Origin of the sequence: Providencia sp. PROV150, assembly GCF_028481025.1 — a bacterium.
Taxonomy (GTDB): Bacteria; Pseudomonadota; Gammaproteobacteria; order Enterobacterales; family Enterobacteriaceae; genus Providencia; species Providencia hangzhouensis.
The window spans coordinates 1-24,497 of the sequence record NZ_JAMPPJ010000009.1 but is presented as its reverse complement, the minus strand read 5'-3'; the positions used below and the strand labels follow the sequence as shown (position 1 = coordinate 24,497).

The following is a 24,497-nucleotide window of genomic DNA, read 5'->3' as shown; positions in this document are numbered from 1 at the left end:
TTTTTGAATAATATTCATAGATATAAGCGGTCGAATGGATTTAAAACAATTTGAATTACATCCTAAATAATTCGAGTTGTAGGAAGGCGGCAAACAAAGTGAGCCCTAGGAGCATACATAAGTATGTGACTAGGGTCGGTTTGTGAAGCCAACGCATCTACGGCTCGAAGTATGACGGATTGAGATAGTCGAAGTAGATATCGTTAAATATGAAGAGAGTGAATTATATGATAGTAGCGCCTGTAGTCGACGTACTGCAAGGCCGAGTGGCGGTAGGCACAGAAGTCACCGTTCAAGGCTGGGTACGTACAAGGAGAGATTCAAATGCTGGTTTTTCTTTCCTCGCCGTTTATGACGGTTCTTGCTTTAATCCGTTACAGGCTATCATTAATAATAATTTACCTAATTATAATGACGAAGTCCTGCACCTAACAACGGGTTGTTCGGTTGAAGTTACGGGTACCGTAAAAGAATCCCCAGGCCAAGGTCAATCATTTGAGCTTGAAGCCACTGCTGTAAAAGTTGTTGGTTGGGTTGAAGATCCTGACACCTACCCAATGGCAGCGAAGCGTCATAGTGTTGAGTTTTTACGTGAAGCCGCACACTTGCGCCCACGTACTAACTTAATTGGTGCCGTTGCACGTGTGCGTCACACTTTAGCGCAAGCTATCCACCGTTTCTTTGATGAGCAAGGCTACTTCTGGGTTTCCACTCCAGTGATCACAGCCTCAGACACCGAAGGCGCGGGGGAAATGTTCCGTGTTTCTACATTGGATTATAATAACCTGCCACGTGATGACAAAGGTGAAGTCGATTTCAGCGAAGATTTCTTTGGTCGCGAAGCTTTCTTAACCGTTTCAGGCCAACTGAACGGTGAAGCCTATGCAACAGCGATTAGCAAAGTTTACACTTTCGGCCCAACCTTCCGTGCTGAAAACTCAAATACTAGCCGTCACTTAGCTGAATTCTGGATGGTCGAACCTGAAGTGGCATTTGCTTCTTTAGATGATGTCGCAGGCCTTGCAGAAAAAATGCTGAAATTCGCCTTCAAAGCCGCTCTTGAAGAACGCCGTGATGACTTAGAATTCTTTGCACAACGTGTTGATAAAGACGTTATCAACCGCTTAGAAAGCTTTGTTAACTCAGACTTTGCACAAGTTGATTACACGGATGCCATTAAAATCCTAGAAACTTGTGGTCAAAAATTCGAAAACCCAGTTTATTGGGGTGTCGATATGTCGTCTGAGCACGAGCGTTACCTTGCTGAGCAACACTTTAAAGCCCCTGTGGTTGTGAAAAACTACCCGAAAGACATCAAAGCTTTCTATATGCGCCTCAATGAAGATGGAAAAACTGTTGCTGCGATGGATGTATTAGCACCGGGTATTGGCGAAATCATCGGTGGCTCACAACGTGAAGAACGTCTTGATATGTTAGATGCCCGTCTTGAAGAAATGGGTATGAATAAAGAAGATTACTGGTGGTACCGTGATCTGCGCCGTTATGGCACCGTTCCTCACTCAGGTTTCGGCCTTGGTTTTGAACGTTTAGTGGCTTACGTCACTGGTGTGGGTAACGTACGTGAAGTGATTCCATTCCCACGTACCCCAAGAAATGCAGCGTTCTAATAACTGCTTTTCTATGTTAACACCTTAATATACGGGCCAACTAATGTTGGCCCGTTACTTTTCAGTCCTAATATGCTTTCACTATACAACTATCTCATCTTGTTACATCAAATTACAGCCACATGATAACCAGATCACAATTTTTACGTTATCACCTTATTATTCTCCGCAAACAGCCAGCAATCTGCTACCACTAAGAATAATCTGCTTTTTAATCTCACTATTCTCTTTTTACTAGTGATAAATAACCGCTTTGCATTCGCTAAACTGCTCAAAAAAAACTCAATTTACCTTTTGAAAAAGTTCCCTAATTTTTGTAATATTTTTTAAACTGGTACGATGAGTGGTTATTTATTGCTCTATTTTTTACATTTTGAAACATCTAGTTACCATTTGTTTCAGAATCTTTGATTTTGTAGCACTTTGAGGGTAGATAATTTTATTTAGCAATGGAACACTGGTCGCCGACATAGACGACACTAATCTCTCACAAATAGTTCCAATTATTTTTTGCGAATTATTTTTGGCAGTGGCAGGTGTCCGAATAACACCAATGAGGGTAATAATAATGATGAAACGCAATATTCTTGCAATGGTTATCCCAGCTCTGTTAGCTGCTGGTGCAGCAAACGCAGCTGAAGTATACAACAAAGACGGCAACAAATTAGACGTTTACGGTAAAGTTGACGTTCGTCACTACTTTGCAAACGCTGAAAGCGGCGAAGATGGCGACGATTCACGTGTTCGTTTAGGTGTTAAAGGTGATACTCAAATCACTGATCAGTTAACTGGTTTTGGTCGTTTCGAGTGGGAAACTAAGACTAACAAAACTGAAAACAACAACGACAACAAAAACCGTTTAGCATACGCGGGTCTGAAATTTGCTGATTTCGGTTCAATCGACTACGGCCGTAACTACGGTGTTATCTATGACACGAACGCATGGACCGACGTTATGCCTTTATGGGGTGGCGACACTATGGCACAGTCTGATGTATTCATGACTAGCCGTAACCGTAACCTGTTAACTTACCGTAACAACAATGCTTTCGGTTATGTTGATGGCCTGAGCTTCGCTCTGCAATATCAAGGCAAAAACACCGAAGACAACAAATCTGGTGATAAAGTTCCATACAACAAAAATAACGGTGACGGCTTCGGTCTGTCAGCTGCTTATGACTTAGGTTGGGGCGTATCACTGGGCGGTGGTTACTCAAGTTCTGCACGTACAGAACAACAAAAAGCTCCAGCATCTACAGCTGGTGGTGACAAAGCTCAAGCATGGAACGTTGGTGCTAAATTCGACGCTAACAATGTTTACTTAGCAGCTATGTACGGCCAAACGCTGAACACTACTTACTTCGGTAGCGCTAACGAAATCGCTAACAAAACTGAAAACGTTGAGTTAGTGGCTCAGTACCTGTTCGACTTCGGTCTGAAACCATCTTTAGGTTATAACCAATCTAAAGGTAAGCAAATTGCTGGCGGTGACGGTGATATCGTTAAATATATCTCTGTAGGTTCTTACTACTACTTCAACAAAAACATGTCTGCAGTTGTTGATTACAAAATCAACTTGTTAAAAGACAACGACTTCAGCAAAGACCACGGTCTGATGACTGACAACGTTGTTGGTTTAGGTTTAGTTTACCAATTCTAATTATCAGTTAACTGATAAACTAGAAAACGGTAACATGTTTTTGCAAGCAGCGCTTCGGCGCTGCTTTTTTATTTCGTTCTTCCCACCTCAAACTACCTCCCTCTAAAAAAACCTAAATTATCTGTAAGACAGACTGATTCACCGTCTTTATAGATATTTATGGTTAGATTACATGCAATTCCTACCTAGTTCACAAGATCTCGCCGATTTTTGGTAAAACGGTTGGCAAAAAGCCTTTATCACGTTACCCTGAGAACTCGACTCGTTCGACTAAACCCGTTTTCAGCTACACCCGCGAGTTTCGTATGGTATGGGCAGATTACAAGCAAGGATAGCCAACCGCATTCTCACTTATGCCTTCATACCTTAGGAACTGTGTGGGTACCACTACAGAGCTTTGGAATCGACAACATGTTTGAAAAAATTACTTCTGCCCCTGCTGACCCAATCTTAGGTCTTGCTGATAGTTTCCGTGCTGATCCCCGCGATAATAAAATCAACTTAGGTATTGGCGTCTATAAAGACGAATCAGGGAAAACCCCTGTGCTTGATACCGTTAAAAAAGCAGAAAAATTCCTGCTGGATAACGAAAACACCAAAAACTATCTTGCGATTAGCGGAATGCCAGAGTTCGGCCGTGTAACACAAGAACTGTTATTCGGTGCACAACATGAAATTGTCACCTCAAAACGTGCACGTACAGCGCAAGCACCCGGCGGTACTGGTGCCCTGCGTATCGCAGCTGATTTTATTGCGAAGCAAACTAATGCAAAACGCGTTTGGATCAGCAACCCAACTTGGCCTAATCACAAAAATATTTTTGAAGCGGCTGGCTTAGAAGTGCTGACCTACAATTACTATGATGCAGCCAACCACGGTATGGATTTCGACGGTATGCTTAACAGCCTGTCATCCGCTGTTGCTGGCGATGTGATTGTTCTACACGGTTGCTGCCATAACCCAACGGGTATTGACCCAACTTCTGAGCAATGGACAAAGCTGGCGGCATTATGTGCGGAAAAAGGTTTATTGCCGGTTTTTGACTTTGCTTACCAAGGTTTCGCAAAAGGCTTAGATGAAGATGCCGAAGGCCTGCGTATTTTCACCAAAAACAACCCTGAAATGATTGTTGCGAGCTCATTCTCTAAAAACTTCGGTCTATACAATGAGCGTGTCGGTGCTTGTACCATCATAGCCAAAAACAGCGATAACGCCGAGCGTGCATTTAGCCAAGCGAAAGCGGTTATTCGTGCCAACTACTCAAACCCACCAGCGCACGGTGCTGCAGTGGTAACAACCATCCTTTCTGATGACGTATTAAAAGCTGAGTGGATCCAAGAGTTAACCGCAATGCGTGAGCGTATTAAACGCATGCGCCAACTGTTAGTGAAAACATTGGAAGAAAAAGGCGCTAAACAGGACTTTAGCTTCATTATCAACCAAAACGGTATGTTCTCCTTCAGTGGCCTAACAAAAGAGCAGGTAGAGCGTCTACGTAGCGAATTTGGTATCTATGCCGTAAGCTCTGGCCGTATTAACGTGGCAGGCTTAACATTAGAGAACATGGTTCCATTATGTGATGCCATCGTTAAAGTGCTGTAATCATTACATAGCACATGCTATCTAATACAAAAGGCACCTGACTAGGTGCCTTTTACGTCAAACTGTTAACCACTTAAAAATCAATTACCAAACAGGTAACTCATCTTGTAAGAAAGGATTTGTTTTCCGCTCAAAACCGAGATTAGACATCGGCCCATGACCAGGAATAAATTGATAATCATCGCCAAGCGGTAATACTTTGTTTTTAATTGATGAAATTAAATCTTGATGATTACCTCGTGGGAAGTCACTACGACCAACACCACCTTTGAATAATACATCACCCATGGAAATTAATTTATCAGCATGGTTCACAAAAATAATATGACCGGGCGTATGGCCAGGACAATGCAGTACATCAAATGTAATATTGCCACAAGTCACTTTGTCCCCTTCTTCTAACCAGTAATCTGGTGTGAAGTCAGGGCATTCGCCTATATAAAACATTGCATTTTGCTCTGCGAGGTTTTCAATCCAAAAGGCGTCTTCTTTTTGTGGACCATAAATAGGCACTGAAAAGTGCTTAGAGAGGGTAGCCGATGCACCGATATGATCAGAGTGACCATGCGTTAACAGAATTTTAGTTAACTTCAGCCCAAGGTTTTCAATAGCAGAAATTAACTTCTCTGCTTCTCCACCGGGGTCAACAACAACTGCATCTAACGTATTTTCATCCCAAATAACTTGGCAGTTTTGCATAAACGGTGTTACTGGGATAATAGTATATTTCATCGAGCAATTACTCCATAATCTGTGTCACCTATGCACAGATTACCACGTTCTTGCAGGCCCTGTATCAATATGTATAAAATTGCTTCGAGGATAATAACCAACACCACCTGCTTTCATTTTCAGCGCAGCTTTACGGATATTACTCAATTGTAACCCTTCAATATGGAAATCCATCGCCTGCCCGCGTGTGTGGTAGCTTTTCTTTGCTACGCCAGAGCTTTTACTGCGTAATTTATTGTTAGTCTCTAAAGAACGATAACCAGAGATCAGTTGAACTGGTTTGTTTGTTCCCATCATCATTTGTAATAAATAGATTTGGTCAAACAATTTTGGGTCAATGGTTTTCACTTTGTCGCAACGATAATCACGGAAAAAATGATTTAAACGTGCTAGTTCAGACTTATTATAACGCCGCCCGTCAAAAAATTCGGTTTTTAACGATTCGCCTGTATTAATGTTTTGAAAACGCAAAATTCGTGGTCGAGGGGTCGTCATTGCAGCAAAGACATGGCTTGGTAATAAACTAAGGCCAATCGTTGCAGCCCCAATACCTAACCACTTTCTGCGGGATTGATCAATTATATCCATAGGTGATAGCTCAGACTCTAATAATTTCAGTATTAATCGATAAAATTTTGGCAACCTATTGAGTCTAGCAAATCATGCTTAGCTTTAATGTATAATTATGTAAAGATATGCATACTTAACAGGAATTTTATTGCAGTTTTCGTCAGTAATAGAGTTTTGTCACTCAAACTGCTCGAAACATGCAATCTTAGACACAAAATATGCTGCCTTTATCAAAGTAAGTAAAATAGCCATAACTGAATAACTATAAAGCAATGGAATAAACAGGATAAAAACGGAGAATAGAGGAAACGTCACGGAATGAAAATTTACGAAGAACTATGTTCAGGTCGTTAATACGTAAAATAATTAAGGGGAGAAAACTCCCCCTTACAAATTAAAACTCACAATTAGTGTAAAATCTTTTTCAACATTGGCAAATATTTATCTGCATTATCAATAGAATTATCATACTGATAAATATCTGCTCGATATTGTGGCTGTTGGTCTTTATCTACCCAAGCCGTTTGGTAGTACAGAAAAACTGGGATTCTATCTGGTATATTCACATACCGTGTTGACCCCTCTTTCAATGCACCGTCAATTCGTTTTTGTTCCCAACCTGCATCACCTAACAAAATACTGGCTAACTCACTTGCTTTATTCACACGCACACATCCAGAGCTTATTGCACGTGCATTACGATTAAACAAACTATGGTTTGGTGTATCGTGTAAATAAATCGCATCTGAACTCGGCATATTAAACTTATAGCGCCCTAATGAGTTAGTTGGGCCAGGAGCTTGTCGAATTCGATATGGGAAATTAGCTGGAGTAATATTATCCCAGTCAATGGCATATGGGTTGATTTCATATGAATCAGCCCCCCAACCAGAATAAACCGTATAGCCTTTTCGACTAAAATAACTTGGGTCTTGCTTCCCTTTTGGGGCGATATCTTTACGTGCCATACTGGTTGGCACACTCCAAGGCGGGTTAATTACCACGTTATTTAGCGCACTGCTCATGATCGGCGTTTTACGATCAGCACGACCAACAATCACTTTAGAATCTAAAATGACTTCGTCATTTAAATAGAAATCTAAAGAGTAGCCTGGAATATTAACTAATATTCCTGTACCACTACTTGCAGGAATAATACGTAAACGTTGGATATTAAGCGCCATTAAACCTGCTTTTTGTTTTGGCTGCATATTTAACCAAACACGCGTGCCTTTTCCAACTACGCCGTCGGCCTCTAAACCATATTGTAATTGGAATTTTTTTACAGCATCAACGAGTTCTTGGTCATATACTTTGGACACGGTACTTGCAGGTGCATCACTTGGCTCTGTTGGTTCGACGGTTTGTTCAACCGCCAGTTCTGCAACTTGAGCCATTGTTTCAGGAGGGGCAACTTCTTCGGTTACATTTCCACCCTCAAGTAACCCTTCACGTTGTAAGATTTGACGTAACATAACCACATCATCGCTAGACTGCCCTAGCTTTAATGCTTTTGTTCCTACTATTTCTAGGTTATCTTCAGGCATCGCCAATAATTTCAGCATTTCCTTGCGCATTGGCAAATACATTGGATGATTCGGTGCCTGTGATTTTACCCAACTACTTAGGTTATTAGATTCAACGGCATCTAGCCATGGTTTCATTTGAGCCGTTGTTGGAGCAATAATTTTATATGGCCGATTAGTATATAGCCAGTACTGCCCGCTCGCCTCTACTGATGATAAATACTGTAAATAGCCAAGCATGGCATCAGATAAAATAACGTCGCGGCCCAGTTCATTTAACTGGTTATTTTCCAGTATTGCCAACCATTCCCCAAATTGAGGCTGAACCCCAGCAAGGGATAATTCTGCCAATTGTTGTTGAAATTGGCTAATTGCCGTTTCATCTTGCCACAATAGCTGCATTTGCCTATCAGCATATAGTTTTGCTAATTGCGTAGAAAAAATAGGTTTCACATCCGTAGGAAGTGATTGTGTTATTTTTACTAAACTTTCTGTTGGTGTAACTGGAGCTACCGCTTGAACTTCAGAAACACTTTGCTGCGTATTTTCTTCATTTGAAAATGCAGGAAACTGTAACGCCATCAACCCGCATATTACTGAGACTTGCAGAGCTCGCACTCTTCTCTTTGCCATACATCCACCTTAATTAACTACATGGATAACAATATTTTTTATTATAATTACAATTTTATTGTATTTAATTTTAGCAGTAATGTTATAGGAATAGACTAATTTTCCTTTTTTCGGATTATAGACAGATAACCACTTAATGAGAAAAAGAATTATTTTCATTATTAGTGGGTATTTATTGGTGCTTTAAACATAGATGAATTTTATTTTAATTAAAAGCTTTAGCTAACGCTTTCTTTCTCACTTAATTTCCATATAGAAAAAGAGGTTTTCATCATGAAAAAATATGTTTTAAACATCGGGTTTTATTCAAATTAATTAATAATCTTGTTAAATTGCATTTGCACTATTTGTTAAATACAAGAAAACCGATATTTATTCCTAAATACCGGCTTTCATTTCATTCACAAAAACTATTACTGCAATGTTGGTGCTTGTACGTTCGGGGTTTCTTGTCCGAAGCCTTTTAAGCCAACCACATGCACATGCTCATGATTACCAACCACTTTACGAACTAGCTTATAGGTTGTGCCCTTCTCAGGACTAATATTCTCAGGCGCCGCAATAATTAGCTGCATTTCTAACCTGTCACACAGTTCAAATAAGGTTGCAATTGATTTAGCATCTAATCGCGCAGCTTCATCTAAGAATAATAAACGGCAAGGAATAATATCTTTCGCACGCAAACGGCGAGACTCTTCTTCCCAGCTTTGTACTACCATCACTAAGATGGACATACCCGTACCAATAGCCTCACCGGTGGATAACGCACCACTTTCTGCTTTTAACCAGCCATCTGAACCTCTATTAACCTCAACCTCTAATTCTAAGTAGTTGCGGTAATCAAGTAATTCTTCACCGATGGTTTGTGGCAACCGCTGCCCAACATCCACTTGAGGGTTAAGGCGTTGGTATAATTTCGCCATCGCTTCAGAGAAAGTTAACCGTTGGCTGGTAAACAAGTCTTGATGCATTTCACTTTCTTCAGAAAGGACACTGAGTAACAGCGCATGGCTTTCTCGAATATTCACATTGAGGCGAACCCCTTTAACCTGACCAAATGCCACGGCTTGCAGCCCTTGGTTTAGCATACGAATTCGATTCTGTTCGCGCTGAATGGTTTTGCGAATAATATTCGCCACACTTTTTGAACTGATCGCCAATTTTTGCTCACGTGCCGTTAGCTCTTCCGTTAAGCGCGCCAGCTCAATTTCCATTTGCTCGATTGCATCAATCGGGTCATCTGTACGAATGATGTCTTGGCGAATACGTTCACGTAGGTGTTGATATACCGCGATAAAGAATTTGATCTTCCGCTCAGGGTGTTTTGGATCTTCGGACAAACGCAGTACATCACGTAAATGTTCGTTATCCGCAACCGCTAAACGCAACGCACCTAAGGCTTTATCCGACATGGAACGTAAGCTGTCACCGTCAGTATAGGCCAGCTCACGGCGATGTAAACGACGCTCGACGCCATTGTCTTTCACCAAGCGCATTACCGCACACCAACCTGCTTTTGCCGTCACTACCTGCTCACGCAGCATATAGTAGTCTTTTTCTAACTTACGAAGGCGCTTCTGTAAGTTATCCATTTCAGCTTCACATAATGTCAGCTGTTTTTCTAACTGGTTAATACGGCTACGATTTTCCATGACGCGCTGGTGCAGCTCATCACGTCGAATACGAGCGCGCTCTTGAGCATCAGGATCAGCTTTTACGCCGATCTCTTGCATCTCAACTTCGAGCTCTTTCAACATTTCTTGTTTGGTATCGAAAGAACTGCGTAACGAGGCGAGAACTTGATGGAATTGTGCACTTTGTGCTTGGTGCTGACGCAGCTGTTCGCGAGCGCGTGTACGCTCGGTTTCTGCCTGCTCTAAACGCTGACGTAATTTTTCATTCAAGTCCGCGTTTTCATTCACCATTCCTGTTGAGTCACTGTAACTAAAGTGAGCACGACGCTGAACAACCTCAACTAATGCAAAGGCTTGCTGTTTTGCATTTTGTTGGCTGTGTTTTGCTGACTCATAATCTTTGCGTAATTGTTCATGTTGTTCAGGATCACTGAGTAACACTGTCACAATCGGTTCTAACTTTTCTAACGCATGACCATGTTTATTCAGGAAATGTGCCGCTTCTTCTGCTTCCGTTAGTTCTTCGTTTATCTCTTCGACTCTGTCCGCCAATGTTTCATCGAGTAATAACCCCATTTGAGGTAATAAACGATTAAGAGCCGCAAGGCTTTCTTTGCCTTGTGCAAATTGTTGGCGTTGCTGCTGAGTTTGCTCTTCAAATTGTGCCAAAGCACGTTCAATTTCCGTGCGTTTCTGGTTAAGCGAACGAATTTCAGCTTCAGGATCATCTTCAAAGGCCACGGAAATATGTTGGCCTATAAACCGACTGAATGCTTGGTGCGAACGCTGAATTTTCTGCACATCAAATGACAGGTTCGCGTAACGCTCAGCAAGCTCATCACGTTCAGCAGTTAATGACTCTAAATGACTTTCACGAGCAGCACGACCAAACAAAGGTAATTCAGGATAACGAGAGTAACGCCATTGACGCTCAGACGAACGGACTAATACCGCATTTTCAAATTCCTGCGCATCAAAAACGCTGTCATCGAACGATTGAGGATCCCCCTCGATAAAATAAACATCGTCAGGGCAATCTTGTAATGTTTCGAGCTGGCTACGAACCACAGATAAGTCTTGAACCACAATACCATGACGAGCTGGGCCATATAACGCAGAAAAATAAGCCGCATCTTCGATGGTAATGTCATCATAAATTTCTGATAACAAAACACCATTAAAACGCTCAGCCAACGCTAACATGCGGCCATCTTCCGCACCACTTGGCTGACTTAACCGCTCAATTTGCTTTTCGAGATCTTTACGTTGCGCAGCAACTTCATCTCGTTCAACCGTTATTTCCCTTTCTTGTTCAAGGAGTTGCTGCATAAACTCAGTCACAGCAGTACTTGACTCAAACGTTTCATGGGATTGCTCATTAAGCTGCGTTAGCGCTTCTTGGGCCATAATCCATGCAGGGGCTTTAGATGAAAGTTGGCTAATCCGCTGGCGAATTTGTTCCAGTTCTTGGCGCATTTGCATTCGTCTTTCGCCACTCTCATTCACACCAATACTGAGCTCTTCTTGTTGCACTTCCAGCTCAGCCATCAGTGCATCAAGTTCATCTGGCTCATAGCTTTGGCCATAACGTTTACAGAATTCCGCCAATAAGCGTTCTGCATTTTGCTGGCTATTCAGACGTTGTTGCAATTCAGATAGCTGCATTCGTAATGGTTGTACACGATCCGCTAAATGTTGTTGTGATGACCAATCACGTAATAATGCACGCGCTTGTTGGTATGCATCACTGCGGCTAACTTCCCCTACCATATTTCTAACTAATTGATAGGCTTGCTCAAATTGGCTATGTGCGGCATCCGCCACACTCATTTTTTGCTCAAGCGCTAATAACGCTTGGGTAGCTTGTTGTTCACGCGCTTCGAAGGTATCTAGCCATTCATCTGCGTTATCAATGGATAATTCAGGAAGCTGGCACAATTCACGAGCACGCGTTAAGGCATGCAAGGCTTGCTGGTACTGAATAGCACGAGTTTGTTGTACATCTAGTGCTTGTTGGTAGTCAGCTAATTGATTTTTTAATTCATCAACTTCAATTTCAGCAGCTTCAGCTCGTGCTTCATATTCTTCTTGAGTCTCAGTCGCTTCAGCAACAACTTCACTTTGTTCTTCAAGACGATAAGTCAGTTCTTCGATATCTGCTTGATAGCGATCGATTTTTTCTTGTTGACGCAGCGCGGCTTGCACTAAATTTAAATGGTCACTGGCAGCTTGGTAGTCAGCTTCTAATTCTGTAGATGCCCCATTTTGCTCATTCAATTCACGCGCCATTTCGACGCTACGAACTTGTTCAACACGTAATTGTTTACGGCTAGCTAATAGCTCATTGCGCGCAGCCAGTGCTGCATCAAGGTGAATGCGTCTTTCATTGGAATGGCGCATATAATCCGCAGAAACATAATCAGTCGCCTGGCTAATCAAATGCTTGAATAAGTCGCGGTCTGATTGAGTGACACGAATGGCTTCTAATGTTAAACGGTTTTCACGCAGAGCCGCTTCCATATCTTGGAATGCTTTACGTACCCCACTGTTTTCTGGCAACAAATAATCACGTAATGAGCGAGTAATGGCACTAGAAATACCGCCATATAGTGACGCTTCAATCAGTCGATAATATTTGCTTCGGTCACTCGCGGAACGTAAGCGTTTCGGTAACACGCCTAATTCAAACAGTGTCGAGTGGTAATCGGTAATTGAGCTAAACTGCTTAAACAAAACGCCTTCCTGTTCTTCAAGACGTTCTTTTAGCTCATTGAGTGGGATCACTTTTGCTTGGCGGCCATCGATAACTTCCGTCAATATTTCCGTTGGAACTGTCGCTAATGGAATGCCTTGTACCATAAATGGCTTAATATCGACTTTTTTATCGCGCCCTGCGACTTGCTGTAAACGCACCCCCACCATGACGCGCTGATGCTTCGAATTTAACACATCCAAAATAGCGTAACAGACGCCAGGACGTAACTTACCATGCAAGCCTTTATCACGAGAACCTGAGGTCGCGCCGGCTTCCGTTGTGTTACGGAAGTGAAGTAAGGTTAAATCTGGGATCATTGCGGTAATAAATGCCGCCATGGTTGTTGATTTACCTGCACCATTACCACCCGATAACGTGGTCACTAATTCATCAAGGTCAAAAGTTCGGGCAAAAAAACCGTTCCAATTCACCAGCGTCAGTGAGCGAAATTTTCCGCGTTCAATCATTATTCTTCATCCTCATCACTTTCTGCCGGTTCTTGACTCTCTTCGCCATCCTCTTCATCACTATCTTTTAGTGATAATTCACCGTCAAGAGAGATAGCTTCACCATCACGGATCATCCGTAACTGTGCATCTTGTGGGTTATCGCCACTGCGCACATCGGCGCCAAAACGGAATACAGATTCACTAATAATAAATTTACTCGAATCATTTTGCAGAAAATGCACCATTCCCAAGCGACGTAAACGATTGAGTGATGTTCTTAATTTTTCCTGCAATTTTTGTTTATCTAGGTCAGAGCCTGTCGAACGTTGATTAACAAATTTAAGTAGTTTGCTTTCATCCGCTAATGATAATAATTCTTCAAATAACTCTTGTGAGGTAAAAATACCTTGGTTACTCAAGCGTTCAGGGCTGAGATAGAGATAACAAAGTATTTTCCCAACCATCATATCTAATTCAGATAACACAGAGCGAGGTATTAAGGTTGTTGATCGCGGACGTAAATAGAAGAACCCCTCAGGGGCACGAATTAATTCTACGTTATATCGTGCATAAAATTGTTCTAATGCTTCCTGAAAATCCATTAAAAATGCGTGGTTATCAAGGTCATCAACACTAATATGGCGACCTGAACGCAATTGGCTGTCTAGCTCTGGAAAAATCGGGTTAGCTAATGCTTGAGCCAGTTTAACTGGCATAAATTGTTCAATATTTGTCGATGACATGTGCCTGTACCTTGGCTCCGTGATCATTAATAGCTTGCCATTCTGCCGGTAATCCCGCCAAATCAGCCTCTGCGATACCTAATTTAACAGCTTGGTCGATAATAATTCGAGCAACATCAAAATGACGTTTTTGTGGATATTGCAGTAAGTACTCATGCAACACACGGCCAACATCGAGCGGCCGTTGCTCTGCTTTATAAATAGCTAACTCAACTTCCATTAGCTCAGCAAGCTTGTCATTTAATTCACTAAACTCTTCAAACTCAAGCTCTGGTGGTAATTCACCCATGACCTCTTCATCATGCAACGTGAGCTCTTCATCACGCATATCGAATAACCGATCCGCATTAGCGTAAGTGAGTGCCCAAGGGCTATCAAGGTAGTGCTGAACAGATTGACGTAACCGCTGAGAAAATATTCTATTTTTATCCATATCGATAGCTGTACGGATAAACTTATGAACATGACGGTCATAACCAATCCATAAATCGATAGATTGTTGACCCCAGCTAACAATACGGTCTAATTTATTTTGCAGGTCAAAAACCAACCTATCCACTAAGTCAGAGAACGCCGGCGCATTCATATTAGCTTCTTGAATACGTAATAAATTCGCTTGCAGTTTATCCCCTGCGGCTTCCAATGTGTCTTGCAACTCACGCAATGTACCTGATGTTTCTGATAATAATTGCTCACAGTTAGCAATAGCTGCCTGCCAGTCTTGATTTAATAATGCGGCAATATCTTCTTTTACTGAATTTTGCTGTTCATCCATAATACGTTGGGATAAATCAATACTGTCAAAAATTTCAGCAACTGAATATTTTAGTGGGGCAAACACGTAACGATGCCAATAAAATTCATCACCACCTTCCTCTGCGGCTTCAGCGGCACGTTGCAGCTCTCCTGCAACAATAGAAAGTTGCATGGAAAGTCTTAATGTTGAGAACTCTCTCTGACGAATATAATAATCGCTGATGCCAATCCCCAAAGGGGTTAGCCGGTAAATTGCATTACCTTCAACAATGTCACTGGCAAAACGGTTAAAAATCTTCTGGCGAACCATATCATTGATGGCATTATTGGCCCTTACTGACAATGATTCAGTTGTCTGCTCAAACCCTTTGCAAACTTCACGAAAGGCATCAACCAGTTCCCCTTCACTCATTTCACCATTGACTCTTTCACTATTTAATACCGCCACCGCAAGCAAAAATGCTAAACGTTCTGCGGGAAGTGAAATCGAAAAATCATTTTTTCGTGCCCAAGACACAAGTTCAGGGACGGTCTGGGAAAAATCACTCATAAATCGTCCTTTTGTATTTGTTTGCGTGCCATGACATGAACATAACGCCCCATGCTAATATAGGGTTCTTCACGGCAATACTGCTGTTCTAATGCCAACAATGCCGGAAAATCTTTTTGCTGTAACTGCCGACTTTGTAAATAGTCATGGAATACCCTGACACCACTTTTACCGATGATTTGCATATTACACTCGCCCAACCAAGCATCAACCTGATGAGGAAAAAGCGGGTTTTGTGGTGATAACGAGCGTTTACGACGACGTTGAATATGTGGCGTTGCAAGATGAAAATTTCCTAAAATTGCATTACGCATCACCAGACCATTTGCATTATAGAACATGACAGAAAATACGCCTTCTGGTCTAATTATATCTACCAGTTGTTCAATTGCATATTTTTGATCGCTAATCCATTCAAGTACCGCATGAAATAAAACAAGGTCAACAGGTTCATCAATATATTGTGCGATATCTTGCACTGCACAATGAACAAAACGCATGTTATCGCTAATACCTTGTTCCTTGGCAAGCTCACTACCTCGTTCCAACATCTCTTCAGATAAATCGCAAAGTATCACCTGATGCCCCATTTCGGCGAGTTTGCGTGAAAAGTGTCCTTCACCACCACCTGCATCAAGTATTTTTAGAGTTTTACCCTCAAATTGGCTGCTTAATAATTGAGTTAAATCTTGCCAAACTACCGCTTCTCGTATTTTTCCTTTTGTCGTTCCGTAGATATTTTTTGCAAATTTATCGACAATATCATCAAAGTTGCGGTCTGCCATGTGCTATCCGGTTGCCTATCATCTATTATTTAAAGCGGTTTATGAGCCAATTTGTCGCGAAAAAACGTAAAATGGTTGATTACATCCTGATATTGAGAAAATTAACTCTAACCAGAAATATTCTCATATTGCAGCGTATTTATCACATACAATGCGAGGCGACTGTTAAAACAGGAATTATAACAGATAATAGCTATATTTTTGCATAGTACTTCATTGTGCTCAGCAAATTTCAGTTTTCTACTATTAAACACTATTCTGTTATTTTCCCTCTAATTTCGCTGCGTTATTGCATATTTTTCCGTAGATTCTGCCACAATGATTAATCGATAACCCTTAAAAATAGGCTTAGTTATGTTATTTATCTTAAAAAAATATATTGGTTCTCTATTGATGCCATTACCATTATTACTCATCATCGGGTTTATCGGATTGCTTTTGCTTTGGTTTACACGCTGGCAGCGTTGTGGAAAGGCGTTTACTACCCTAAGTTTAGTTTTAATAACTCTGTTGGGGTTACAACCTGTTTCAGATACTTTACTTGCCCCAGCAGAAAAACAATTCAATAAGCGCTATGAATTAATTACTGAGAATCCACCTCAAGATGTACGTTATATTGTTGTTCTCGGTGGCGGTTTTACGTATAACCCTGATTGGAGTCCAAGTTCCAATCTGTTGAATAATAGCCTACCTAGAGTGACTGAAGGTGTTCGTCTTTACCTTAAACACCCTGGTAGTAAACTAATTTTCACTGGCGGTAAAGCGAGTAGTCCTATCAGCAGTGCCGAAGTTGCTGCACAAGTTGCTCAATCCTTGGGTGTCCCCGCACAAGATACTATTCCACTCACTGAACCCAAAGATACACAAGAGGAAGCTTATGAAGTTGAAAAAATCATTGGGAAATCTCCTTTTTTATTAGTAACTTCTGCTAACCATCTACCTCGAGCGATGACTATGTTTACTCAACGAGGAATGAACCCTTTCCCTGCCCCCGCAAATCAGTTGGTTATCACGAGTGAAATTAATCCATGGGAGAAATATATCCCTTCCTCTTATTACTTTGGCCATAGTGAACGTGCTTGGTATGAATTTCTTGGTACGCTTTGGTGGCATTTAAAACCCAATAATACACAGGCGTTAGAAGAGCAACTTGCTACGCCTGAGTCAGTTACCGCTGAATAGTAGCAAAAAAGGTGTAATCTATTGAGATTACACCTTTTGTTTAGCTAAATCGCATATTGGCTATTTGAGCTATTAGGAAAATGTGGGCTACTGAATAAATTGACTTCTAACGAGTTCAAGATCTTCAGGGGTATCAACACCAGCACCTGGCGTAGTTTTCGCGACATCCACATGAATTTTCTCGCCATACCAAAGCACCCTAAGTTGCTCTAGCATTTCGATTTTCTCTAATGGGCTTGCTTCCCACTTAATATAACGACGAATAAACCCTGCTCGATAAGCGTATATACCAATGTGACGCAAAAAGGTATCCTCTATTACATCATGGCTTTTCGCAAAGTTGTCTCTATCCCAAGGAATAGTTGCCCGAGAAAAATACAATGCATAACCTTCGTGATCAGTAACAACCTTGACAGTATTTGGATTAAACGCTTCATGAGCATCATTAATAGGTACAGCTAGCGTCCCCATTTCAGCTTTACTCCCCTGAAGATTACGAGCAACTTGGCTGATAATCTCAGGTGGAATTAAAGGTTCATCACCTTGCACATTCACAATGATTTCATCGTCAGAAAAAGCATAGGTATCAATAACTTCAGCTAGTCTTTCTGTCCCAGACTGATGATTTGGGTTAGTCATACAAGCTTCACCACCTGCTTCAATCACCGCTTTAGCAACATCAGAGTGATCTGTCGCAACTATCACTCGGCTAGCCCCCGATTTAACAGCTTGCTCCATTACTCGAACAACCATTGGCTTGCCATGGATATCAGCCAAAGGTTTACCTGGTAAGCGTGTTGAGGCATAACGAGCAGGAATAATAACCGTAAACATGAGGATTACTGACCTTCATCTAATGAAACGGGGCGCGCTTCATTTTCTAGTAATACAGGGATGCCGTCACGAATTGGATAGGCTAAATGATCAAACTTACAGATAAGTTCGAGGTTTTCTTTGTTATAACTTAATTTGCCGTGACATACAGGACAGGCAACGATTTCAAGTAAACGGTGATCCATGTTTTCTCCCGAATGGATTTTAACTCACTTGGAGTCAGGATATCACATGCAGATATCACCGTTAACTTTAATCTTCCTGAATAAGATCTCCTGCGAGAGATGAGAGGATAAAAGCAGGAGAAATTGTTCTGTTTATTATCTAATAAGCAATAACGTCAGCTGCCGTTATGCCATCCGAATTACGAGTAACAGAGAACTCAACGTTTTGACCTTCGAATAATGATTTGATTTTTTTATTAGCAATTGACTTTGTTGTCACAAATACATCATCACCACCATTGAATGGTGAAATAAAACCGTAACCTTCTTTTGCGTCAAACCATTTAACTCGACCCATATGTAATTGAAAATTCATATTAAAACTCCTTTTGTTCTGAGAACAATATTTTTTTTATCTTTGTATCATTACTCTTTCTTGCTTCCCATTTATAAAATGCCGATCTATTAATACATCAAAGAGTAATTAAACTTTACCAATTCATGCGCACAAATCATTGCGCATATTTTATAACGCCCATATATATAGATTTCAGACACCGCTAATCTACTGCGAAGTTAACAGTCTATTTTGACATTATGATGACAAAACGCAGTGACAGCGACTTTACAATGTAGATTACGCGAGGATATGAAGACTAACTAAAGAACGGAGCGTGAAATTTAAGCTAGTATAAAATCCAATTATCAATGTATTGTATCTAGATACATAATAAGTAGATCTATATCACATTGGAGATATTATTATCACAGAGGAACGTTATAGACAAGTTTTTTTGTTATTTGTGATAAGTTTTCTTATTCCGCTTAAGATTTTTTCAGCGTCAATCGGCTGCAATTGTGCTTGTACTGGAAGGAACCACCAATTTGGTTGTGCAAAAGCACGGCATTTCACCGCGTCTTTTTCGGTCATTAATAAGTTTTGCTCATTTTTAACTAACGGTGAAAGCTGTTTTAATTCATACGATTGGTGATCAGCAAAAGCATGAGTGTTAATAACTTCGACCCCTTTGTTTTCTAATGAGGTAAAAAAACGAGGAGGATGACCAATACCTGCCATTGCGACAACCGCAGGTAACTGTGTAACTGCACGTTTTTCACCAGTCACCAAGTTATAAGCAACATCGCCTTCAAGGGCCATTACGGCTTCATTTTCTTGAGCTTCACCACCGTTAACAATGACAGCATTAACACGCTTTAAACGCCCAGCCCTTTCACGCATAGGCCCTGCGGGTAGCCACCAACCATTACCAAAACGACGCTGGCCATCAATAACGACAATCTCATAGTCACGTTGCAATGCATAGTGCTGCAACCCATCATCAGTAATAATCACATCTAATGGGAATTTTTCCAATAACGCTTTAACTGCATCACTGCGCTTAGGCGCAACAGCCACGGGGGATTTAGTACGATGAAAAATTAGTATGGGTTCATCCCCAGCAACTTCAGTTGTCGTCGTTTCATCGAGTATCAGCGGGTACTTTTCAGCTTTACCGCCATACCCTCGAGAAACAACCCCCACGCGGTAGCCTTCTTTGGTGAGTGATTCCACTAACCAGATAACAACAGGGGTTTTACCATTTCCCCCCGCTGTCAGGTTTCCCACCACTACCACTGGAATTGGCGCTTTCCATGAACGTTTCAGCCCGATTTTATAAGCTATATCCCTAATTACCGTTACCAACCCATAAAGGAAAGATAACGGCAGCAATAAAAGATACAGCCATGACTTGCCAGACCAAATGCGTTCTATCATTGTTTAAACTGAATGCTATGTAACTGTGAATATGCGCCATCTTGAGCTAATAGCGATTTATGGTCACCACGCTCAATGATTCGGCCATCTTGTACAACTAATATCTCATCTGCATTTTCTATCGTCGATAACCTGTGGGCAATGACCAAAGATGTTCTATTTTTCTGTAACTCATCAAGGGCAGCTTGAATAGCACGTTCAGACTCTGTATCTAGCGCGGATGTCGCCTCATCAAGAATAAGAATTGGGGCATCACGTAGCAGTGCTCGAGCAATCGCTATTCTTTGACGTTGCCCGCCAGAAAGCATAACACCATTTTCACCAATAACCGTGTCCAAGCCTTTTTCAAGTTTAGCAATAAAATCCATTGCATAAGCCATTTCTGCAGCTTTCTCTATTTGCTCACGGCTGTAGCTGCCGTCTGTTGCATAGGCAATATTATTGGCTATCGTATCGTTAAATAGATAAACATGCTGAGAAACTAACGCGACTTGACTACGTAATGAAGATAACGTGTATTCACGAATGTCATGCCCATCAATTTGAATAGACCCTTCGTCGATGTCATAAAAACGTGTAATCAAATTTGCAATTGTGGACTTACCTGAACCTGATCGCCCAACCAGAGCAACTGATTTCCCTGCTGGCAAAGTAAACGAAACATCGTCTAACGCAGGATGTTCTTTGGTTGCATAGGTAAAGGTAACATGTTCAAATTTAATATCTCCTTTAACCTCTTTAAGTACTTTATTTCCGTTATCTTTTTCTTGTTCGGAATCTAAGATAGCAAATAAAGTTTGGCAAGCCGCCATACCACGCTGGAATTGTGAGTTAACGTTAGTTAATGATTTTAAAGGACGCATCAGTGCAAACATTGATGAAAAAACAACTGCAATTGTACCCGATGTTAATTCATCACGAATTTCAGGAAAACTCGCTGCATAAAGGACAAATGCTAGTGCAAATGATGCAATTAACTGAACAATAGGGTCTGAAATTGCTGAAGCGGTTACCATTTTCATATTTTGGCGGCGCATGTTGTTACTGACTTTATTAAAGCGTTCAGTCTCAACTTTCTGTCCCCCAAAAATTAAAACTTCTTTATGGCCTTTTAACATCTGTTCAGCACTTGCCGTCACATGCCCCATTCCGGTTTGCATGTTTTTACTAATCTTACGAAAACGTTTAGAGACGATACGAATAGTGACTGATACAATCGGGGCAATTACGATTAAAATAAGAGAAAGTTGCCAGCTATAATAAAACATCATCGCAAACAACCCGATGATATAAGCACTTTCACGAATAATTGTAATTAATGCTCCAGAAGAAGAAGATGCAACTTGTTCTGAATCATAGGTAATTCTAGATAATAGTGTTCCTGTCGATTGCTGGTCAAAAAAACTAACAGGCATTCCCATCATATGACCAAATAATTTACGCCGCATGTTCATCACGACTTTACCTGCAACCCAGGAAACACAATAGGTTGAAACAAAGCTAGACCCACCACGAACAACCATTAAACCTAACACCGCAAGCGGAAGCCATTTTAAAACGTCATTATCTGCTTTATCAAAGCCCTCATCCAATAAAGGTTTTAATAAAGAAATCATAAACGCGTCACCCGCTGCGTTTATGATAAGTGCTATTGCTGCAACGATTAAACCCGCTTTAAAAGGCGCAATTATCGGCCACAAGCGACGAAAAGTTTGTTTTGTCGAAAGGTCTTTATCATTCATACTTTTAATTACCAGACTTAATGTAAGCGCACTATTCTACTCGGGAAATAGCGGTAAGCCAAACCACAGATGATACCAGCGGGGCTGAATTTCATAGCGATAACGTGAAATTTTAATTTTTTCCTTTTTAAACCATATAGTTAACTGGCCATCTTCCGCTGTATTTAACCATTTAATATTATTATTTTTATACCGAAAATAGACTTTTGGCGATGGAATTTTCCATGCACTATACCTTGCTGATGAGACTACCACCATTGAAGGTTGAACATTTCTTAATAATAAATCAGTTGATGACGTGCTGCTTCCATGATGAGGAGCGAAAAGAAGAGTCGAACGTAACCGATTCTTGTACATTGCGACCAGTGATTTTTCCCCTTGTTTTTCGATATCTCCTGTTAATAAAATTTTATGAAACCCATCCGTTAATTGAATAACACAAGAATCATCATTATGTGATATTGGTGCTAGCTTTTCAGGCCATAATACTTCAAAAGTTAATATCCCCCACTGCCATTTTTGGCCTTTAAAACACGGAAGGTGTTCCATACTTTTTATATTATTAGTTTTTTCCCTATTTACCGACGTTTTTTGTGGGCCAAAGCTACTTCTTACACTTAGCCATGGATATTGCTGGATTAAATAATTTGCGCCACCAGTATGGTCTAAATGATTATGGCTTAAAATGACTCCAATTGGGGTTATATCGTGATATTTAAGGAAAGGAATAATTTGACGCTGTGCATTGCTATCCCCTTTCCATACATTACCTGTATCATAGAGTAACGCTAAATTGTTTTGTTCTATCACAACAGCCAAACCATGCCCGATGTCTAATACCGTCATTCTCCAACCTTCTTTGGATTGTTTACCGCTCCCCTTTTCTAAGAAAATTGAAATAACTACACAGCTAATAAGCCCGAAATAGCGCTTGTACCACTTAAATAAAACGACAATGATACTTAACCAACATATTAAAAATAAATAATAGGGAACATTGATAAATTCTGACCAAAAAGTACTGAAATAAGGTAATGGTTTTAGCCCTATATCTATAACCCTATCTATCGTATATAAAATAGGTTGCTGAACCACTTTTATTGGTACTAAAAACAAGAGCAAAATAGCAGGAACAACACACCAAGAAACTAACGGGACAAACCAGATATTTGCCACTAACCCCATTACATTAATACCATTAAATAGACTAAGTTGCATTGGGATCAGTAAGACTAGTAAGCCAATTTGTAAATGGGTTAACCCTATAATTTTCCCCTTTACACCTTTAGATAAATGATATGGTAGTGGAAATATGGTTAACCAATAAAGAATGGCTAGCACAGCGAAACTAGATAACCAAAAACTATCTGACAAAATAGCTAATGGGTCTAATAATAATATTCCTGCGATACTCCACAGTGCCCATTGCCAAGCAAAATACCTTGCAGGCTTATTTCTGATATATACCCATAATAGTAGGGCAAATAATGCTCGAGTCGCAGGGATAGCAAAGCCAGAGATCCATGCATAAAAAATTGCTAGCCCTATACCAATTACTACTGGTAGTGTTTCATTGACATACTTTATTGGTAAAAAATATTGAATCCCTCGAGTGATAAGAAAGCCAAACAAGTAAGCTAACCCAATATGCAAGCCTGATATAGCCATTAAATGTGTCAAACCTGTTCTCTGTAGTAAATATGTTTGTTCTACTGCCAACAAACTTCTATCTCCAAACATTAGTCCATAAATAATCCCTTTATTAGATAATGAATTAATTAGCTCCATATAATTATGGATAACTTTTTGTCTTACAGAACAATCCTTTTTTAATAATTCTATTTTCTTACTTTTCAAAACTCCAATGATTCTATTAGCCAAATAATAACGTTGTAGGTTAAATCCTCCTTCATTTAGTGAGCTGTGTAGTGGCTTTACAGTGCCATTGATTCGCCACAACTGCCCAGCGCAAACTGTTTCCTTTGTTTTCCACGTAGCATATAAAGGAGGGAAAACAATGCGGTTGTTAATTTTATCAATACGTACTTTGATTTTTTGTTCTTTGTCACTTAATGAAATACCAACAATAACTATATTAATATCGTTATTTTTTGTAGATAGATAATTGATATGGTTAATGATATTAATTCCATGCCAATTAGCCCATAAGAAAAACATAATAGTTAATGCAAGGAACTTTCCTAACTTACCCAATAGAAAGAGCATTATTAACAGCACCATAAATAACACGATAAAGAGTAATTCACTCAACATTATAATTTCAGGTATAAATAAAAGTGGTAACGTACCTAAAATCAAAGCAATAGAAGCCAGCGTCATCGAAACAGGTGAGTTTTTATTAAAGATTAAATTATATTTTTTGAGTGGATTATTTAACCATCTCATTATGTAGATGATATTTTTTATCAATTTTAGTATCCCTACATAGATTTATTAGCTCTAGTTTAATTATTCATACTAAATTTTTTAAGTTTCTATCATCTCTTTTATGTAGCTCTTCCCGAAATATTTTTTCTTTATAAAAAGGTACATATTAGTTTGCGAAGCGCTTCGCAAAACATGTATATATCTCTAAAAGTAGTTTTGAATTTGTTTTATTACATTAAGAGTTTAGAAATATATTGGTGTTGGTGTTGGTGTTGGTGTTGGTGTTGGTGTTGGTGTTGGTGTTGGTGTTGGTGTTGGTGTTGGTGTTGGTGTTGGTGTTGGTGTTGGTGTTGGTGTTGGTGTTGGTGTTGGTGTTGGTGTTGGTGT

The 24,497-nt window shown here is 40.3% G+C and carries 17 protein-coding genes; 4 read left to right on the top strand and 13 right to left on the bottom strand.

The features are described from left to right. Positions 1–227 precede the first annotated feature (227 nt). From asnS to PSE83_RS08065, 3 genes are all read left to right on the top strand, one after another. Positions 228–1,628 carry an asparagine--tRNA ligase gene (asnS, locus tag PSE83_RS08075; RefSeq protein WP_036957910.1) on the top strand — a complete coding sequence of 467 codons (1,401 nt, stop codon included), beginning with the start codon at positions 228–230 and terminating at the stop codon, positions 1,626–1,628. Between the two features lie 568 nt (positions 1,629–2,196). After that, on the top strand, positions 2,197–3,288 hold the full coding sequence (locus PSE83_RS08070; RefSeq protein WP_269204903.1) for a porin: 1,092 nt from the start codon (positions 2,197–2,199) through the stop codon (positions 3,286–3,288). Positions 3,289–3,699: 411 nt separating this feature from the next. Then, complete coding sequence (locus PSE83_RS08065; RefSeq protein WP_004256169.1) at positions 3,700–4,890, top strand: amino acid aminotransferase; 1,191 nt, start codon at positions 3,700–3,702, stop codon at positions 4,888–4,890. An 84-nt stretch (positions 4,891–4,974) separates the two neighbouring features. Here the strand turns inward: PSE83_RS08065 and PSE83_RS08060 are convergent, their stop codons facing one another. The 7 genes from PSE83_RS08060 to cmoM all read right to left on the bottom strand — a co-directional run bounded on the left by PSE83_RS08060 (position 4,975) and on the right by cmoM (position 16,023). Then, complete coding sequence (locus PSE83_RS08060; protein ID WP_004256171.1) at positions 4,975–5,622, bottom strand: MBL fold metallo-hydrolase; 648 nt, start codon at positions 5,620–5,622, stop codon at positions 4,975–4,977. A gap of 39 nt (positions 5,623–5,661) precedes the next feature. Further along, entirely contained in the window at positions 5,662–6,210 is a 549-nt protein-coding gene (locus PSE83_RS08055; protein WP_004256173.1) for a YcbK family protein, read from the bottom strand. A 389-nt stretch (positions 6,211–6,599) separates the two neighbouring features. Next, on the bottom strand, positions 6,600–8,351 hold the full coding sequence (gene ldtD, locus PSE83_RS08050) for a L,D-transpeptidase (protein WP_004256175.1): 1,752 nt from the start codon (positions 8,349–8,351) through the stop codon (positions 6,600–6,602). 413 nt (positions 8,352–8,764) lie between these two features. Next, positions 8,765–13,207, bottom strand: a complete 4,443-nt coding sequence (gene mukB / locus PSE83_RS08045) for a chromosome partition protein MukB (RefSeq protein WP_272660794.1) — start codon at positions 13,205–13,207, stop codon at positions 8,765–8,767. Then, positions 13,207–13,932 carry a chromosome partition protein MukE gene (gene mukE / locus PSE83_RS08040; RefSeq protein WP_004256187.1) on the bottom strand — a complete coding sequence of 242 codons (726 nt, stop codon included), beginning with the start codon at positions 13,930–13,932 and terminating at the stop codon, positions 13,207–13,209. Before mukE ends, mukB begins: the two co-directional genes overlap by 1 nt. After that, positions 13,913–15,238 carry a chromosome partition protein MukF gene (gene mukF / locus PSE83_RS08035; protein ID WP_164565381.1) on the bottom strand — a complete coding sequence of 442 codons (1,326 nt, stop codon included), beginning with the start codon at positions 15,236–15,238 and terminating at the stop codon, positions 13,913–13,915. Before mukF ends, mukE begins: the two co-directional genes overlap by 20 nt. Further along, a complete protein-coding gene (gene cmoM / locus PSE83_RS08030) occupies positions 15,235–16,023 on the bottom strand; it encodes a tRNA uridine 5-oxyacetic acid(34) methyltransferase CmoM (protein WP_004256191.1) in 789 nt (262 codons plus the stop codon). Before cmoM ends, mukF begins: the two co-directional genes overlap by 4 nt. A 354-nt stretch (positions 16,024–16,377) precedes the next feature. Between cmoM and elyC the strand changes: the two genes are divergently transcribed. Next, the gene (elyC, locus tag PSE83_RS08025) at positions 16,378–17,205 is read left to right on the top strand and encodes an envelope biogenesis factor ElyC (RefSeq protein ID WP_004256196.1); all 828 of its coding nucleotides are present in this window, start codon (positions 16,378–16,380) and stop codon (positions 17,203–17,205) included. An 87-nt stretch (positions 17,206–17,292) separates the two neighbouring features. Here the strand turns inward: elyC and kdsB are convergent, their stop codons facing one another. The 6 genes from kdsB to PSE83_RS07995 form a co-directional block, all read right to left on the bottom strand. Continuing rightward, positions 17,293–18,039 (bottom strand): 3-deoxy-manno-octulosonate cytidylyltransferase, encoded by a 747-nt coding sequence (gene kdsB, locus PSE83_RS08020; protein ID WP_004256200.1) that lies wholly within the window; start codon positions 18,037–18,039, stop codon positions 17,293–17,295. Between the two features lie 5 nt (positions 18,040–18,044). After that, on the bottom strand, positions 18,045–18,224 hold the full coding sequence (locus PSE83_RS08015; protein ID WP_004256203.1) for a Trm112 family protein: 180 nt from the start codon (positions 18,222–18,224) through the stop codon (positions 18,045–18,047). 139 nt (positions 18,225–18,363) lie between these two features. Further along, positions 18,364–18,579 carry a cold-shock protein gene (locus PSE83_RS08010; RefSeq protein ID WP_004256206.1) on the bottom strand — a complete coding sequence of 72 codons (216 nt, stop codon included), beginning with the start codon at positions 18,577–18,579 and terminating at the stop codon, positions 18,364–18,366. 402 nt (positions 18,580–18,981) lie between these two features. Then, the gene (gene lpxK / locus PSE83_RS08005; protein ID WP_004256210.1) at positions 18,982–19,980 is read right to left on the bottom strand and encodes a tetraacyldisaccharide 4'-kinase; all 999 of its coding nucleotides are present in this window, start codon (positions 19,978–19,980) and stop codon (positions 18,982–18,984) included. Then, positions 19,977–21,722 (bottom strand): lipid A ABC transporter ATP-binding protein/permease MsbA, encoded by a 1,746-nt coding sequence (msbA, locus tag PSE83_RS08000; protein ID WP_004256213.1) that lies wholly within the window; start codon positions 21,720–21,722, stop codon positions 19,977–19,979. Before msbA ends, lpxK begins: the two co-directional genes overlap by 4 nt. Positions 21,723–21,758: 36 nt before the next feature. Then, positions 21,759–24,152 (bottom strand): DNA internalization-related competence protein ComEC/Rec2, encoded by a 2,394-nt coding sequence (locus PSE83_RS07995; protein WP_231135921.1) that lies wholly within the window; start codon positions 24,150–24,152, stop codon positions 21,759–21,761. Positions 24,153–24,497: the final 345 nt, after the last annotated feature.

What these genes read in the sequence shown, in the direction of transcription:
- PSE83_RS08015 (WP_004256203.1), bottom strand. Translation starts at nt 18,224, where the DNA reads ATGGATCACCGTTTACTTGAAATCGTTGCCTGTCCTGTATGTCACGGC.
- cmoM (WP_004256191.1), bottom strand. Translation starts at nt 16,023, where the DNA reads ATGGCAGACCGCAACTTTGATGATATTGTCGATAAATTTGCAAAAAAT.
- kdsB (WP_004256200.1), bottom strand. Translation starts at nt 18,039, where the DNA reads ATGTTTACGGTTATTATTCCTGCTCGTTATGCCTCAACACGCTTACCA.
- PSE83_RS08060 (WP_004256171.1), bottom strand. Translation starts at nt 5,622, where the DNA reads ATGAAATATACTATTATCCCAGTAACACCGTTTATGCAAAACTGCCAA.
- msbA (WP_004256213.1), bottom strand. Translation starts at nt 21,722, where the DNA reads ATGAATGATAAAGACCTTTCGACAAAACAAACTTTTCGTCGCTTGTGG.
- PSE83_RS08070 (WP_269204903.1), top strand. Translation starts at nt 2,197, where the DNA reads ATGATGAAACGCAATATTCTTGCAATGGTTATCCCAGCTCTGTTAGCT.
- asnS (WP_036957910.1), top strand. Translation starts at nt 228, where the DNA reads ATGATAGTAGCGCCTGTAGTCGACGTACTGCAAGGCCGAGTGGCGGTA.
- PSE83_RS08055 (WP_004256173.1), bottom strand. Translation starts at nt 6,210, where the DNA reads ATGGATATAATTGATCAATCCCGCAGAAAGTGGTTAGGTATTGGGGCT.
- mukE (WP_004256187.1), bottom strand. Translation starts at nt 13,932, where the DNA reads ATGTCATCGACAAATATTGAACAATTTATGCCAGTTAAACTGGCTCAA.
- mukB (WP_272660794.1), bottom strand. Translation starts at nt 13,207, where the DNA reads ATGATTGAACGCGGAAAATTTCGCTCACTGACGCTGGTGAATTGGAAC.
- mukF (WP_164565381.1), bottom strand. Translation starts at nt 15,238, where the DNA reads ATGAGTGATTTTTCCCAGACCGTCCCTGAACTTGTGTCTTGGGCACGA.
- lpxK (WP_004256210.1), bottom strand. Translation starts at nt 19,980, where the DNA reads ATGATAGAACGCATTTGGTCTGGCAAGTCATGGCTGTATCTTTTATTG.
- elyC (WP_004256196.1), top strand. Translation starts at nt 16,378, where the DNA reads ATGTTATTTATCTTAAAAAAATATATTGGTTCTCTATTGATGCCATTA.
- PSE83_RS08010 (WP_004256206.1), bottom strand. Translation starts at nt 18,579, where the DNA reads ATGAATTTTCAATTACATATGGGTCGAGTTAAATGGTTTGACGCAAAA.
- ldtD (WP_004256175.1), bottom strand. Translation starts at nt 8,351, where the DNA reads ATGGCAAAGAGAAGAGTGCGAGCTCTGCAAGTCTCAGTAATATGCGGG.
- PSE83_RS08065 (WP_004256169.1), top strand. Translation starts at nt 3,700, where the DNA reads ATGTTTGAAAAAATTACTTCTGCCCCTGCTGACCCAATCTTAGGTCTT.